The organism is Psychrobacter sp. ASPA161_9 (assembly GCF_051970275.1).
Taxonomy (GTDB): Bacteria; Pseudomonadota; Gammaproteobacteria; order Pseudomonadales; family Moraxellaceae; genus Psychrobacter.
On record NZ_JBEFNI010000001.1, the window covers coordinates 282,066 to 298,305 of the forward strand.

Below are 16,240 nucleotides of genomic sequence, written 5' to 3' on the forward strand. Positions count from 1 at the left end.
ACTTTATAACTGTTTTATAATGGTGAGGCTTACTGCTCTGCCCGTGCCAACTGATCAAAAACTCCGCCATCGACAAAGAATTTATCCATAATTTGCTCCCATGACCCAAAGACGGCTACTGGCTCAAAAGTATTGATATCAGGTAGGGTATCTTTATGCGCGGAAAGGACAGCTTTATCACTGGGACGTAGATACATCTGCGCCATTAATTCCTGGGCAGGCTTATCCCATAAACCTTTTAGGTAAGTGTTTGCTGCATCTGCATTACCATTTTTTTCAGTAACGGTATTGACCACAGCGACTGGATTATTGATGGTAATAGAGTAGCTTGGATAAATAAGCTCAGTCTGCCCTTTAGCGTATTTTTTGGTGACTAAATGCGCCTCATTTTCCGTAGTAATCAGTACATCCCCTAGCCCGCGCTGGGTAAAGCTGGTCGTTGCGGCACGTGCGCCATTGTCATAAGTAACCACGTTTGCCAGTACCTTTTTAATAAAGTCATCAGTCTTAGCTGGACTTTGTACGCTTTCTTTAAATTGATGCAGTCCATAGCCATACGCTCCTAAAAAAGCATAGCGAGCGGTACCACTTGTTTTTGGGTTTGGCATTACTACATCAACATCATTACGCGCTAGATCTTGCCAATCTTGAATATTTTTTGGATTACCATCGCGCACTAATAACACCATGGTACTGGTATAAGGGACGGCATTGTTTGGTAATGCTTGCTGCCAATTGGTGCCCACCAAGCCTTTTTCGACCAGTAAATTCATGTCAGTCGCTTGGTTTAGGGTCACCACATCCGCTTGTAAGCCATTAGCGACAGATAGCGCTTGTTTGCTGGAGCCACCGTGCGACTGGTTGATGTTCACTTTACTGTTTGGATGTTTAACCTGATAAGCACTACTAAATAGCGTATTGTATTCTTTATAAAAATCGCGTGACACATCATAAGAGACATTCAAAAGGCTAATGTTTTTCGCATCGCCTGCTGATTTTTCTGCATCGTTTTGAGTCGCCTGTGTCGGGCTACAGCCTGTCATTAATATCAGCGCTGTAAATACGCTACCTATCATTAAAGTACGCGGCAGCATATTTTTCTGAGCGCCCGTGACATTATGTTTGCTACGAGACGATAAGGTGTTGATAGTTTCGGTAATCAGTTGCATGGTAGTTCTCTGCAGAATTGGAGAATTGAATGAGGGTTTATTTTTATTAAAGTATTAAGTGGAGCAGATATAGATAAGAATTATGTGAGGATTGAAGCTATGCTAGCAGCTTGTTTGTTGAGCGCTTAGTGACATTTAGGCTTATCGAGTGATGAACTTGGCATAAGTAAGCGGTTTAACGGTTCTATAGTAGGTAAGTTTACGTAACGTTTATCCTATAAGGCGATGAGAGAGTTCTGTTATAGACTGTGGCATACTCTAATTATCAAGCGCAAACTATTAAGCGCACAGTCACGGCCTACCATATGTCGTCTACCATCTATTAATACCAAGGAGTCCCCTCTATGATTAACTACCAACGCCAGCGCTCATTATTTTCTGTTGCAGCACTGTTTTTTGCTACCACTGCCTTCGCTACCGTAACGGGTTGTAGCTACAGTAATGATGCACATGCTGAACGCGTAGCGAAGAGTGCTACCGTTATTCAAACGCCTGCTGTACAAAAGGTCGTTGGTGATTATGCTTCTTCAGGTTATGACAAACGGGCGCAAGGTAATGATTGGGTGGGAGTTATGGTACGGGCAGATGACAGCGACCAGATTAATATCAAAGTACGCGCTCGTAGCGATGTTAAAAAACCAACCTGCCATTTTGATGGTCAGGCGACTTTGATGGGTCAAGATAAAGCGCACGGCGTTATCTTTCAAACGACCGTTAATGACAGTATGGCTTTTTTTCAATTTAAAGATGGTCAGCTAACTATTGATAGTCAAGATAAGTACGCACTGAATCAATTTTGTTCTGGTGGCGGTACGCTAGTTGGCGACTATAAGAAGCTTTCGAGTAATTTAGAGCTAACCTAAACGCATTATTTTTAAATGTTTGGTCTTCAGGTATAAAAAAATCATGCATAAAAAAAGTGGTAGATTTTGGGTCTACCACCTTTTTTATACACACTCTTTTTTATATATAGTCGATACTAAATAAAATAGATACACTGCATGAATTCGCTAGACTGGTACAAATTTTTCTTGCGTGCTGTGCCTGCGCAGACAGAGGCTGCAAAAAATTTATCCCAGTCTCGCTGTATCTTTTTTATTTTGCAATTTTATCAACGATAAAAATACTACCTATACCGCAGATGCACCAGTCAATTTGACCTCAGCACGTTCCTCTTTTGCGATACCGGCATAGTAATCACGTAAAATCTGTAATACTTCTGGACGGCTAAAGTTCTCTGGCACGTCCTCATCTTCTGATAATGCCTTACGTAGCTTAGTACCTGATACTTTGACATGCTCAGACGCTTCATGCGGGCAAGTTTTATCTGAAGCCATGGCATTACAAGCATTACACCAGAACGTCCAGCCAATTTTTAGCGGCTGAGTAATGAGGTCGTCTTTACCAACATATTCAAAGATAGTCTGCGCATCAAACGCACCATAGTAATCACCGACACCAGCATGGTCACGGCCAACAATCAGATGACTACAACCGTAGTTTTGACGGAATACGGCATGCAATAGCGCCTCACGTGGTCCGGCATAACGCATATCGAGCGGATAGCCTGCCTGAATAACAGTATCTTGTCTAAAGTAATTATCAATCAAGGTTTTGATGGCTTCTTGACGCACATCAGCTGGGATATCACCTGGCTTTAATGCCCCTAGCAATGAATGAATCAACACCCCATCGCAGATTTCAATGGCAATCTTGGCAAGGTATTCGTGTGAGCGATGCATTGGATTACGCGTTTGGAAGGCGGCGACTGTTTTCCAGCCCTTGGCATCTAAAATCTCACGTGTCTCAGCAGGGGTTTTATAAATCTCTGGATATAAGGTTGGGAACTCGCCTTCGCTTAGCACTTCGACGCTACCTGCAATGTTTACTTCACCTTGGTTTAGTACTTGCTGTACGCCCGGATGTTCGCTATCAGTGGTGGTAAAGACTTGCTGACACTCATATTCTTTATCGATGGTATAAGTCTCTTCTACCGTCAAGATGCCCATAATCTCACCATCTTGGGCGACTAACGCGACTTTATCACCTTGATTTAGATTATCGGCGGTTAATTTAGGCGCTGATAAAGTGATGGGAATTGGCCAAAATAAGCCAGTATTATCACCACTTTGCAGACGCATGTTATCAACCACCCCTTGCCAATCCGCTTGGTTCATAAAACCATTCAATGGGGTAAAACCGCCAATACCCAACATAATCAAATCGCCACGCTCACGTGAGCTCAGAGTAATCGTCGGTAAGGTGCTGGCAAGTTTCAACGCTTGCTTGCGAGCATCACCTGTTAATAGTAACGGCTTAAGATCGCTGCTACCGTGCGGCGGAACAAGTTTTGATGATTGTTGATTATGGGCTGTAGATGTCATATTGATTTAGAGCCTTTATAGGTAGGGATGAAATAAGTAGTAATAAATTTGATAAACATAGGCTACCTAACTTTCTTTATGAAAATTTATGCTGTGTTTGGATATGGATATGACTTAAAGGAATTTATGTTTAAAGGCGTAAACTTATATGATAGTGAAATTACATTGTTTGCACCGCGATTAGCCATAAGATTTATCACACACGCAAATCATTTTCGTTGCTGCTTTTAAGATTAAAAACAAAATTGAGATTACGTCATGTATCAATATAATTACGCTGACCAGACCTTGGTAGAGGAACGAGTCGCCCAATTTCGCGACCAAACCGAGCGGTTTTTGGCAGGCGAGCTGCCAGAAGAGCAATTTTTGCCGCTGCGTTTGCAGAACGGCCTCTATATCCAACGTTATGCGCCAATGTTGCGTATTGCCATTCCTTACGGGTTACTTGCCAGCTATCAGTTGCGTAAATTGGCTGAGATTACTCGTAAATATGACAAAGGCTACGGGCACTTTACTACCCGTACCAATATTCAGCTAAATTGGCCAAAGCTAGAAGATGTACCAGATATCTTGGCGGAGCTGGCCTCGGTACAGATGCACTCAATACAAACTTCTGGTAACTGTATTCGTAATACCACGACCGATCCTTATGCCGGTATTCATCAAAATGAGATTGCCGATCCGCGTCCTTACTGCGAAATCATTCGCCAGTGGTCGACATTTCATCCTGAGTTTGCTTTTTTACCACGTAAATTTAAGATTGCTGTTATCGGCACCGATGAGGACCGCGCAGCGACACAAGTACACGATGTTGGTCTGCACCTTAAGAAAAATGAAGATGGCGAGCTTGGCTTTGAAGTCCTAGTTGGCGGCGGTCTTGGACGTATCCCAGTCCTTGGTAAAGTTATCAATAAATTTTTGCCACGTCAGCATCTACTGAGTTATTTAGACGCCATATTGCGTGTCTATAATCTGCATGGTCGCCGTGATAAAGGTAGTAAGTACAAATCACGGATCAAGATTTTGGTCGACACACTGGGCGGACCTGCGTTTGCTAAATTGGTCGATGCCGAATGGGAAGCGCATACCAAAGACGGGCCGCTGACGCTGACTGATGCAAACTTTGAGACTGCTACCAGCTTCTTTAGTGAGCCTGATTATGTAGCCTTTGATGCGCTACAAGCACAGTCCGATCTACAGCAGCAATTAAGCGCTGATAAAGACTTTGCCAATTGGTATAACCAAAACACCGTGGCACATAAGGTCGCTGGTTACCGCGCAGTCGTTATTTCTCTCAAAGCAGGCTTGGTCGATGGCAAGTATGTACCATCCGGTGATGTCAGCGAATCGCAGATGGATGCGCTTGCTGATCTTTCTGACAAGTATAGCTTTGGCGAACTGCGCGGCACTTATCAGCAGAATTTAGTATTCGCTGATGTGCAAACCAACAACCTCTATGAATTGTGGCAGCAGCTCTCAGATTTGCATTTAGCACGTGCCAATATCAATACTTTAACTGACATGATCGTCTGCCCTGGTTGGGATTATTGCTCACTTGCCAATGCCACCACGCATAATATTGCTGAGCAAATCGAGAAGCAGTTTAGCGATTTAGATTATCTATACGATCTTGGCGATATCCGCCTCAATATGTCGGGCTGTATCAATGCCTGTGCACACCACCATACTGGCGATATCGGTATCTTGGGTGTCGATAAAAAAGGTGAAAACTGGTATCAAATTAGCCTTGGCGGCAACTCAAGTAACGATGCCAAGCTTGGCAAAATACTCGGCCGTTCCGTACCTACCGAAGCGGTTGCTGATACCATTCAACAGATTGTTGATGTCTATGTCGATCTGCGTGCCACCACCGAGAATGACGTTGAAAGCTTTGGCGAATTGGTTGAGCGTGTCGGTATTGATCCATTTAAGGAGAAGGTCTATGGCTAATCACCACATTTTGGATAGTCACGGCGTCGATATCAGCCATAAAGATAGCTGGCATGCGTTAACCACGGATACGTTACCAGATGGTATTGCCTCGATAGATCTTACTTTACTTGAGCTGCTACATAAGCAAGAAAAACCTGACGTCCTAGTACCACTTGCTGATTTATTGGACGGTTCAGGGGCGCTGGCAAGTGGTTTGGTCAAAGAGGTGTATGAGCTGATAGTCCAGCATAGCAGCCGTATTGGATTATGGGTGACTGCTGATACGGATGCGAATGCACTGACAGAGCTAAGTGAGCTGCTAATAAAGAAGGCGCTCATCGTCATTCATGTTCCTAAATTCGCTGATGGACGCAACTTTAGCTTCGCTCAAACGTTACGCCAAATGGGCTATCAAGGTGAGATTCGTGTCGCTGGCGCGTTCGGCCGTGATCAAATTGCTTATCTGTTACGCGTAGGTGTTGATAGCTTTGTGCTCAGTGAGCATGACATGCAACCAGACTCTAAATTCAGTATTGACCAAGCGTTTACTGCCCTTGCTAGCAGTTATGACGGTCGCAACGCCGCTGACTTACCGATGTTTTCGGGCAATTAATTTTTGTTATCTCTCTTTTGAATAGCTAACTTTCTTTTGTAGGCTGTAGCTTTAGCCCAGCTTAAACCTTTGCGAAAGCAAAATGCTGGCTAAAGCTACGGCCTACGACACTCATGTATTAAGCTTTTTCTAACTCACTTGTTAAACTAATCCCATTTAAGGAACGTATTATGAGCCAGTTACACCCAAATATAGATATCGACCAAGCTAACCAAGACCTGCAAGGCAAATCACCAGAAGAAATCGTGGCATGGGCACTAACACAAGCTAAAAACCCAATTATCACGACTAACTTCCGTCCTTATGAATCAGCGATCTTGCATTTGGTCGCCAAGCAGCGCCCCGATATCACCGTATTGTGGGTGGACTCAGGCTACAACACGGACGCGACGTATCAGTTTGCCAATAAAGTCATTCGTGATTTAAACTTAAACGTCATCACTTATATTCCTAAGCAAACGGCCGCCTATCGTGACGCGACCATGAATGGCATCCCAGGCATTGATAATCCACAGCATGATGAATTCACCGATCAAGTAAAACTTGAGCCATTTCGCCGTGCACTAGACGAACTAAAGCCTGACGTCTGGTTTAATGCCATCCGTAAAGATCAAACGGAATTCCGTCAAGGTCTTGATGTACTCAGCCTATCAAAAGATGGCGTGTTAAAAGTTGCGCCATTATTTGAAAAAACAGACACTGATTTAGATGTGTATCTTGAAGAGCATAATTTGCCAAATGAGTTTGATTATTTTGATCCGACTAAGGTAGAAGAAAGCCGTGAGTGTGGTTTGCATACGCAGTTGTAGTCAAGCGTTGCAATGACCCATGATGTTAAAACCCCTCTTACCCTTACGTAAGAGGGGTTTTTTATGATAGACATCTTTCTTCCCTTATCATTCTATCTGCTCTCGTCCCTATTCCCTTTTTCCCCAAAACTTATCGCTAACATGACAAAAACGAATATACTAATGCCAATTCACTGCATGAGACGTAGCGCGTGATACCGCATAATGATGGCATATTTTATATTGATTGAATTATTGGTGATGCTATGAACACCTTTCCGCTATTTTTTAAATTAGAAGACCGCAAAGTACTGATCGTTGGTGGCGGTGATGTCGCGCTACGTAAAGCTGACTTACTCAGTCGCGCTGGAGCTTGTATCACTATTCTTGCGCCAAGTATCAGTGCTGAAATACAAGCTTTGCTATCAGATAGTAAGCACGAACTGATTTATGAAAACTACAATAAAGCTTACATGACAGGTGCGCGCGTTATTATCGCCGCGACTGATGACGAAGGGCTGAATCATCAAATACATGCTGATGCTACCGAACTCAACATTCCAGTAAACGTGGTCGACACTCCACTTTTATGCGACTTTATTTTCCCTGCTATCGTTGATCGCAATCCAATTGTGATTGGTATCTCATCTAACGGTAAAGCGCCGGTGCTGGCACGTCTATTGCGCGCACGCTTAGAGACTTTAATTCCGCAAGGTTATGGCAAACTGGCTAAGCTTGCTGGTGAGTTTCGCGCGGAAGTCAAAACCAAAATACCAACCCTTACAGGACGCAGGCAGTTTTGGGAACGCGCCTTTGAAGGTCAAGTCAGTCAGCTGATGTTTGCCGGTAATGAGAAGGAAGCGGCTGCCCAATTGCAAGCCGATTTAGATAACACTGCATCCGCTATCAATGAAAAAAATACAGCAGATAATACATCTACAGAATCCCAAACCATGCAAAACGGGATAGGCGAAGTTTATATCGTTGGTGCTGGTCCTGGTGATCCAGAGCTGCTTACCTTTAAAGCGCTGCGCCTCATGCAGCAAGCCGATATTGTCTATTATGATGCGTTAGTTTCTCCGCAAGTATTAGACCTATGCCGCCGTGATGCTGATAAAGTATTTGTAGGTAAAAAGCGCAGCAACCATGCGGTAGCTCAGCTTGGTATCAACGAGCTGTTGGTCAATAGTGCAAAAGAAGGTCGCCGTGTGGTACGGCTAAAAGGTGGCGATCCCTTTATCTTTGGGCGTGGCGGTGAAGAGATTGAAAGCTTACGTGCGCATGACGTCCCTTATCAAGTTGTACCTGGTATTACTGCTGCTAACGCTGCCGCCAGTTATGCTGGCATTCCACTCACGCACCGTGACCACTCACAATCAGTGCGTTTCGTTACAGGGTTTTTAAAGGCTGGCGCGCCCAATAGCAACTTTAAGAGCTTTTTAAACACTGATGAGACCGTGGTGTTTTATATGGGTCTACACTCGCTGCCGCGCTTGACTGAAGGCTTGATTGACGCTGGGCGTAGTAGCGACACCCCAATTGCCATCGTCTCCAATGCCAGTATGCCCAATCAACAAGTATTAACAGGTACGCTTGCCAATATTGTTGAGTTGCAAGAACAAAACCAGTTGCCCACGCCAGCGCTACTTATCATGGGTAATGTGGTCGCTCTGCATCATGACTTGGCTTGGTATCATGTAGACAATGAGCAAAACAACCAAAATACTGCTGATACCGATGATAATTGGTTACGTGGTGGTAAGACAGTGGTGGCAAAAGCCCCTACTAGCCAGCAAGCACATGCGCTATCGATGGTCGCTAATTTAGCGACCGCTGATGATGTGGAGCAATTAATAATTGGCTAAGTGCTATTTAAGGTCAAGCTACTATCGAGATTGTCGATTCATTACCAAAATACTTTTCCTCAATACATAACGCACATGAAATATCTGTTAGTATTCCATCAGTGCCATGAGGTTATTAAACATGATAAGTAGATATTTGTTCCTAATTCCTATCGTAGTTCTATTTCAGTTTGGTTGCACTAATCAAACAGTAAGTAATACTTCTAACCCAGTGATAAGAACGAAAAATTCACTCGATCTCTTCTCTTATTATAATGAAAGTAATAATGTTCAACTAACTGCATTATTATCAGGTAAATTTACAATGAAGAATGGCTGTCTTCTATTTGGCGATGAAGATGGTTATATAACTCCAGTGTTTGATACGAAAGCTAGTAATATCAAGGTTGACTTAGATTCAAAGACTGTAATCTTAAATGCAACAGCAGTTCCATTTGATACAGAAGTTTACGCAGGAGGCGGTTTTATTGATAAGAAAAATCTTCCTCCACTTCAAACTACTGGCAATGAAAAATGCTTAACGGATAGAGTAGCAACTATACATTCTATTGAAATCCTAACCCCTGAATTGCGTAGAAAATTCTTGCTTGATTGGGACGATAAGCCTAAGCCGTAATGAAATTCAATATTAATAATTAGTGTTAATAAAGAGTTGGTTTTTGGGGCTGATTAACTGTGAGAGGATGCGCAAGCCAAGCATTAGAAAATTCACAAAATGTTTGTAACAAGCCAGAATGCATCAATACTCTAAGCAATCTCTAATAGAGATTTTTGTAACCCTTACTCTGTAGTCCTCTTCTTCTCAATTATCTTTATAAGCTTACTATGAATGGACGATGCATCCGCAGGTGGATTGGCGACTGTTTTATTCTTGATAAGCAAGGTGTACTCGTAATGAGGCTCATAATCAAAACCTTCTATAATAATTCATCATCTACGTGACCACTCCTAAATACCGCTATTCGACTTGATCTATTCTGCTTTGCTAAAAGGTTTATAAGCACAGCAAACCACAGCAATTCTTGCTAGAATAATCGCTGTTTTTTATTCATCATTAAGCTCAACTATGTCCACACCTACCGATACTAAGTTTATGCCTACTCAACCTTAACATACCTAAAAATAATTACTGTTATCACTATTGTGAGCGCTGAAAATGAAGTTTTGGTCTATTAGAACCCTTGAAGAATTAGAGATTCTATTAAGTGGTCAGCCATTAAGAACCGACCCTGATAAAGTAGATAAGGACCGTAAAGAGGCTTATCAGTGGATTTCAAAGCAGTTAAGTAAAAAGGTGACACCCCCGCAAGGTGTTGAGTATCCTATTTGGCTATGGCGATATTGGGAAGGTAAACAAAGAGCGAAGCCCGACTTAAGAGCTGGCGGGCATGTTGAGAGAGGATGCAAAGCGGTTAGGATTGAGTTAGAAATACCCTCTCATAAAGTACTACTCAGTGACTTTGACGGCTGGCATGCTGTACTAAACAATCACCACTTCTGTGAAACTGATGCAGAGTATAATTATTATGAACAGTATGAAAATCAGGAAGATAATGAGAATTTACTAAGAAAAAGCAAGGAAGCCACTTGGCTTAAGATTTTTTCGATAGAAAATCTACCAGAGGATTGGGCCGTACAGGGCATTACTTGGGAAATCCTACCTGAATATATGGTTAATTATAAAATCTTCACAGGTCGTTAATGTAGGGCAAGCCCTAATAAAGAGTCAGTAGCCAAAAGCGAGACTGGTAAATTATCATTTATGGTATGATTATTTAACTCTAAATCACTTATTGATTAAGCCATCCTCTTAATTATTTACGCGTTGTAATATCCTCTATGTCAAAGTCTACCGAATTGTCTGCCATCTCCAAACCCTTAACCATTTTACACACCTCAGATTGGCATTTGGGGCGTAGGCTTTATGGGCGCATGCGTTATGATGAATTTGAAGCGTTTTTAAATTGGCTACAAGATACCATTAGCACGCAGAAAGTCGATGTCCTTATCGTCGCGGGTGATATCTTTGATACCATGACGCCGAGTAACAGAGCGCAGGCGCTATATTATGAATTTTTGGGCAAAGTTTCAAAATCATGTTGCCAGCATATCGTTATCGTCGCGGGCAACCATGACTCACCTACTTTTTTGGACGCACCAAGCAATGTCTTAAAATTCCTAAACGTTCATGTCATTGGCACTGCTTGTGAAGACTTAAACGATGAGGTCTTGGTGTTAGATGCTGCAGACGGTGCACCTCATTGCATCATCGCCGCAGTCCCTTATTTACGTGACCGTGACGTGCGTAGCAGTGCCGCTGGCGAGTCTGCGGATAGTAAAGATGCCAATGTCATCAAAGGCATTCGTGCCCATTATGATAAAGTCGCCAGCATTGCTAAAGCGAAGCAGGCTAAATTAGCCGAAGTGCACCAACGTCACATTCCTATCATCGCCACCGGGCATCTATTTGCAGCTGGTGGCACTACTACTGAGGACGATGGTGTGCGTGAGCTTTATGTCGGCTCACTCGGCAAGATCTCTGCTGATATGTTTGATGAAGGCTTTGACTATGTGGCACTTGGGCATTTGCATGTCCCGCAGCGCGTCGGTGGTCGTGAGAGTATTCGCTATTCAGGCTCGCCTATTGCGATGGGCTTTGGTGAGGCTAAGCAACAAAAACAAGTATTACTGGTACAGTTTGGCGCAGTAGAAAATGATTTTGGCAATCAAAAACCAGCGTCAAATAGTACATCTGAGAGCACTATTCTTCAGCTTACTAATACAGTGACTAAGATTGAACAATCGGTAGAAAAAACCACTAAAAAAGTAGCCAGTCAGGCGACGGATTTTATGGACGATTTATTTGGTTTTGATAACACAGTAGAAAGCGAAGAGAATACGCAAAAAGTCTTTGAAGGATCAATTTCTAATCAGATAGACGCTATACAGGGTAACGATGCTACAAATAACTCTACCTCTAACCTATTACATCATAACGAATCACAGCAGATGCAGGTTATTTCCCTACCCATCCCAAAATTTCAAAAATTGGCGCAAATCTCAGGCGACCTAGCTACTATTTCAGAAACCATTAGATCTATTGATCCAACTGAGTCCATTTGGTTAGAGGTTGTTTATACTGGAAATGAGATTGTAAGTGGGCTAAAAGAACAAATTAATCAGATGGTAGAAAACTTGTCGCTTGAAGTACTGATAACAAAAAATGCCAGCTCCTATAATAAAGTACTTAACCAACAGCAGATCTCTGAGACGCTACAAGACTTAAATGAGGAGGAAGTATTTGAGCGCTGCTTAACCGCTCATAATATTCCTGATGAGCAAAAATTATCTTTACGTGACGCCTATGATCAAATCGTTTATAACTTGCGTCATGAAGACACTCAGGCTGAATAATAGCAGCGCATTTTGGATGCCTGCCAACAACTTCTTCACTTTTCATCACTATTCTCTTTATAACTGCTCTATATAAAAATAAGACCTGCCCATGCGACTGATTGAACTACGACTTAAAAACTTGAACTCCCTAAAAGGCGAATGGCACATTGATTTTAGTGACCCCGCTTTTCTGAATGAAGGGATTTTTGCCATTACTGGGCAGACGGGCGCTGGCAAGACTACTATTTTGGATGCGATTTGCTTAGCCTTATATAGTCAAACGCCAAGATTGGGTGATATTACTGGCTCAACGAACGAGATCATGACCCAAGGTACGGGTGAATGCTCAGCAGAGGTTATCATCGAGATAGATTCCAAACGCTATCAATGCTACTGGTACCAGCATCGCGCTCACAAAAAAGCCAAGGGTAACTTATTACCGATTAGACACGAGATTAGCGAGGTTAAAACCAGTAAGATTTTAGAAGAGAAAAAGTCTAAGACTTCCGCCTACATTCAAGACCTTATCGGCATGGATTTTAATCAATTTACCCGCTCCATCATGCTAGCACAGGGCAGTTTTGCCGCGTTTTTAAAGTCAGATATTGGCGATAGAGCGGCGATTTTAGAAAAAATAACCGGTACTGCTATCTATGCCAAAATATCGCTAAACGTCCATGAAAAGAAACGCTTTGAGGAAGAAATACTGGGTAAGCTACAAGCGGGCGTTAATAGCCTATCGTTATTAAGTCTTGAAGATGAAAAGCTACTGGTAGCAGAGCTACAGACCCTTAATCAACAGCAAAGCAAGCAGCGACAAACTTTCAAAACTCTGAGCGAGCAACTGCAGTGGCTGGATAATGTACAGCAGCTGCAGCAAAATATATTAACTTATCAAAATGATTTTGCATCGGCTCAGCAGGCTCAGCAAGCCTTTACTCCAGAAGCGCAGCGCCTAGATATTGCTAATAAAGCCTTGGAGATTGATAGTCAATTTCGAGAACTGAGTTATAGCCGAGAGTCGGTCAAGAGGTTGGGTTTGGAGCAGCAAGAATTGCTTAATAAGATTCCAACACAGCAAGAAGCGCTGGCACAAGCCACGACCCATCTAAATAGCGTTAATGGGCTTGAAAAGCAAGCTACGGACAATCTGCAGACCACCTTACCAATCATTGCAAAAACGCGCGAGTTGGATGCTGAAATAAAACAGCAATCCCATTCTTTGGCAGACGATAAGCAACGTAAAGACGTCTTAGTCAATAATACGCAACGATTACGCCAAGAAATAGCCAGCCATGGACAAACAGAACAAGAGACCAAAGCTCAGCTTAGCAGTATAGAAAAATATTTTAGCGATTATCAAGAGCTAAATGATCTTGATACAGATATGGCGACCTTTGATAGTAGCTGTAGCCGATTAAAGGCGTTGCTAGAAGATAATGTCAGCTTAGCGGCGGATAAGCTTGCGCATGACAATCAATCAAGCCAGCTACAAGCTCATTTCGATAAGCTCTCTACGCAGCAAGATGCTGATAAGTTGTTAATAACTGGGCAACGCGAGCAACTGGTCAGCTTACAACAGCAGCAAGCAGCACTCATCGAAAAACAATCGCTAACTAGTATGCGCAGCGAGCAAGAACAAATCGATCAGATCAACACTCAGATTGCGCAAGCCAGCTTTAAGCTACAGCAGCTATCCGATCTTGCCAGCCAAATCGAAAAGACCAATCTCTCGCTGCCCACGCTAACCGAGGAATTAACGACCTTAGCAGGATTGATTGCTAGTCATCAATCGGATATTCAAGACACTAAGCTCAAGAGGCAAGAAAAACAAGAGCATCTGAATTTACTACAAAAGGTCTCTAAGCTTGAAGACTACATAGCAGAACTAGAAGATGGATTGCCCTGCCCACTTTGCGGTGCGCATGAGCATCCTTATAGCAAACATCATCCATTATTAGACAGCAATAATACTGATAAAGATGCCGAGCAAAATCAGTCGTCCACAATAAAACAGACTAAGACGCAACAAACTCAGCAGCAAATAGCTGAACTAGAGACCGTTATTGATAACCTTGAGCAGGCTTTATCAACATACAATATCGAATATGCCACAAAGAAAGAGACGCTCAACAACCAAGAGCAACAACTAGCGCCACTACAGCAGCAATCCGAAATATTACATGGTGATATTCAGGAGTACATAGCCTCACTATTTGAGTCTGAAAAAAATTACTCTGAATCGATTGTGGCGATTATCAATACTCTTAATCAGATAAACGATGATATTAATGCGACCATCACGAATATAGATCATAGCTTATCCTTATTGGACACCGCCAAACACGATCTGAGTGGACATAAACAATCTCTTAAAACCATAGTGGTCGAATATGAGCATTTAACTGAAAGTGCGGCAAAGCTCAGTACTGCTATCGAAACCGATGAAAAGCAGCAACAAGCACTTAGTCGCGACATTAGCAACCTAACAACTGACATTAAGCTTAACTCGCAAAATATTGATGGAATAAAAGATAAGATTGCCGCTAATTTCTCGGAGTTGGGGCCCATAATGACCGCTGTTTCATCTCTAACGCATAAATACCCAGCGGATAAATATAAAGATCATTTAACTACAGCGCTTAACGCGGCAGACTTATCTGACGCACTTAAACAGCTGCATAACAGTTTTGATAAGCAAACGCTAATGGACAGCGCAGACTATGACTACCATATTGAAAAATTACGTCAACAGCGCTGCGCTTTAAACCAGTTAAAACGACAGTTTAACGATCGAAAAGACAGCCAGCAGCAGCTAACCAATACCTTAAGCAGTTTGACCGCGCAGATTGAAACCAAGCAAATACAGCTTAGCAATGATGAAACAGCGCTCAAAGAGCTAGAGCGCTTAATTGCTCATAAAACCAAGGCTATCGAACAATTAAAGCAAGATAGAAAAGAGCTTTTTGCTGATAAAAATACGGACAATGAAGAAAATCAATTACGCAGTACGGTTGACGCAGCTAAAACCAAACAAGTAGTAGCACAGAGGCAGCTAGATTCTGTACAGCAAGCATTAGAGCAATTAAAGATTAGAGAGGAGCAGCTAGACACAGAGCTACAGTCGGCGACTACCACACTGAATACGCAGCAAAGCATCTTTTCTGATTTACTCGCAGAGTCACAGTTCGTCAATGAAGCTGCTTTTGTGAGTGCCCGCCTGCCTAAAGAAGAGCGCGAAGCACTACATACACGTAAATTAGCGATTGATAATGCATTGCATCAAGCTAAGTTGCAGTTAGATAGCACCCAGCAAGCGTTAGAACAAAAACTTGCCAACCCTATGACAGATGAAAGCCAAGAAACGCTTGCAAGCCAGCATCAGCAAATACAAATAGATATCGACGAGTTAAGTCAAAAAATCGGTGCGATTGACCAAAAGCTCAAGGATAATGACGACCGTAAAGGTGAACAAGCGACACAGCTGATGGCTATCAATGAGCAAAAACAGAAACTACAAGTTTGGCAGCAGCTACATACGTTAATTGGTTCAGCTGATGGCAAGAAGTATCGCACTTTTGCCCAAGGCTTAACGTTTGAGGTCATGATCAGTCATGCCAATACGCAATTACAAAAAATGAGTGATCGCTATCTGCTCATTCATGATGACAGTAATCCGCTTGAGCTCAATGTCATCGACAACTATCAAGGCGGAGATATTCGCAGTACCAAAAACCTCTCCGGCGGTGAAGGATTTATTATCAGTCTAGCCTTAGCACTTGGGCTATCGCAAATGGCCAGTCACAACATTCGCGTCGATTCATTATTTTTGGATGAAGGCTTTGGTACGCTTGATGAAGAGTCACTTGATATAGCGCTCGACACCTTAACCAACTTGCAGCAAGAAGGTAAGCTCATTGGCATTATCTCGCACGTACAGGCATTAAAGGATCGTATCCTAACCCAAATCAAGGTCGAAAAACTCTCTGGCGGCTTTAGCCAAATCAGTGGTCAAGGCTGTCGCCGAGTTACCAATGTTACCGACGAAAAAGCCTCGTAAATTAAGACAGCAGTTAAGGCAGTTAATAAAAAG

The 16,240-nt window shown here is 42.7% G+C and carries 12 protein-coding genes; 9 read left to right on the plus strand and 3 right to left on the minus strand.

What is annotated here, in order from left to right; genetic code table 11:
• Window positions 1-29: 29 nt before the first annotated feature.
• Window positions 30-1,169, minus strand: coding sequence for a sulfate ABC transporter substrate-binding protein (locus ACTQ9S_RS01080; RefSeq protein WP_440453347.1), 1,140 nt, complete (start codon window positions 1,167-1,169; stop codon window positions 30-32).
• 344 nt (window positions 1,170-1,513) lie between these two features.
• Between ACTQ9S_RS01080 and ACTQ9S_RS01085 the strand changes: the two genes are divergently transcribed.
• Window positions 1,514-2,032: a hypothetical protein gene (locus ACTQ9S_RS01085; protein ID WP_068035927.1), complete on the plus strand. Its 519-nt coding sequence runs from the start codon at window positions 1,514-1,516 to the stop codon at window positions 2,030-2,032.
• A gap of 267 nt (window positions 2,033-2,299) precedes the next feature.
• Here the strand turns inward: ACTQ9S_RS01085 and sat are convergent, their stop codons facing one another.
• Window positions 2,300-3,553, minus strand: coding sequence for a sulfate adenylyltransferase (sat, locus tag ACTQ9S_RS01090; protein WP_440453349.1), 1,254 nt, complete (start codon window positions 3,551-3,553; stop codon window positions 2,300-2,302).
• Between the two features lie 258 nt (window positions 3,554-3,811).
• Between sat and ACTQ9S_RS01095 the strand changes: the two genes are divergently transcribed.
• From ACTQ9S_RS01095 to ACTQ9S_RS01115, 5 genes are all read left to right on the plus strand, one after another.
• Window positions 3,812-5,503 (plus strand): nitrite/sulfite reductase, encoded by a 1,692-nt coding sequence (locus tag ACTQ9S_RS01095; protein WP_440453351.1) that lies wholly within the window; start codon window positions 3,812-3,814, stop codon window positions 5,501-5,503.
• Complete coding sequence (locus tag ACTQ9S_RS01100; RefSeq protein WP_440453353.1) at window positions 5,496-6,098, plus strand: DUF934 domain-containing protein; 603 nt, start codon at window positions 5,496-5,498, stop codon at window positions 6,096-6,098. Before ACTQ9S_RS01095 ends, ACTQ9S_RS01100 begins: the two co-directional genes overlap by 8 nt.
• Window positions 6,099-6,268: 170 nt before the next feature.
• Window positions 6,269-6,907, plus strand: a complete 639-nt coding sequence (locus ACTQ9S_RS01105) for a phosphoadenosine phosphosulfate reductase domain-containing protein (RefSeq protein WP_440453355.1) — start codon at window positions 6,269-6,271, stop codon at window positions 6,905-6,907.
• 245 nt (window positions 6,908-7,152) lie between these two features.
• Window positions 7,153-8,751 (plus strand): siroheme synthase CysG, encoded by a 1,599-nt coding sequence (gene cysG / locus ACTQ9S_RS01110; protein ID WP_440453357.1) that lies wholly within the window; start codon window positions 7,153-7,155, stop codon window positions 8,749-8,751.
• A gap of 121 nt (window positions 8,752-8,872) precedes the next feature.
• Window positions 8,873-9,367, plus strand: coding sequence for a hypothetical protein (locus tag ACTQ9S_RS01115; protein WP_440453359.1), 495 nt, complete (start codon window positions 8,873-8,875; stop codon window positions 9,365-9,367).
• 164 nt (window positions 9,368-9,531) lie between these two features.
• Here the strand turns inward: ACTQ9S_RS01115 and ACTQ9S_RS01120 are convergent, their stop codons facing one another.
• On the minus strand, window positions 9,532-9,678 hold the full coding sequence (locus tag ACTQ9S_RS01120; RefSeq protein ID WP_440453676.1) for a DUF4377 domain-containing protein: 147 nt from the start codon (window positions 9,676-9,678) through the stop codon (window positions 9,532-9,534).
• Window positions 9,679-9,907: 229 nt separating this feature from the next.
• Between ACTQ9S_RS01120 and ACTQ9S_RS01125 the strand changes: the two genes are divergently transcribed.
• From ACTQ9S_RS01125 to ACTQ9S_RS01135, 3 genes are all read left to right on the plus strand, one after another.
• On the plus strand, window positions 9,908-10,453 hold the full coding sequence (locus tag ACTQ9S_RS01125; protein ID WP_440453360.1) for a DUF3841 domain-containing protein: 546 nt from the start codon (window positions 9,908-9,910) through the stop codon (window positions 10,451-10,453).
• A gap of 137 nt (window positions 10,454-10,590) precedes the next feature.
• Entirely contained in the window at window positions 10,591-12,165 is a 1,575-nt protein-coding gene (locus tag ACTQ9S_RS01130) for an exonuclease SbcCD subunit D C-terminal domain-containing protein (protein ID WP_440453361.1), read from the plus strand.
• A 91-nt stretch (window positions 12,166-12,256) separates the two neighbouring features.
• A complete protein-coding gene (locus ACTQ9S_RS01135; protein ID WP_440453363.1) occupies window positions 12,257-16,207 on the plus strand; it encodes an AAA family ATPase in 3,951 nt (1,316 codons plus the stop codon).
• Window positions 16,208-16,240 lie beyond the last annotated feature (33 nt).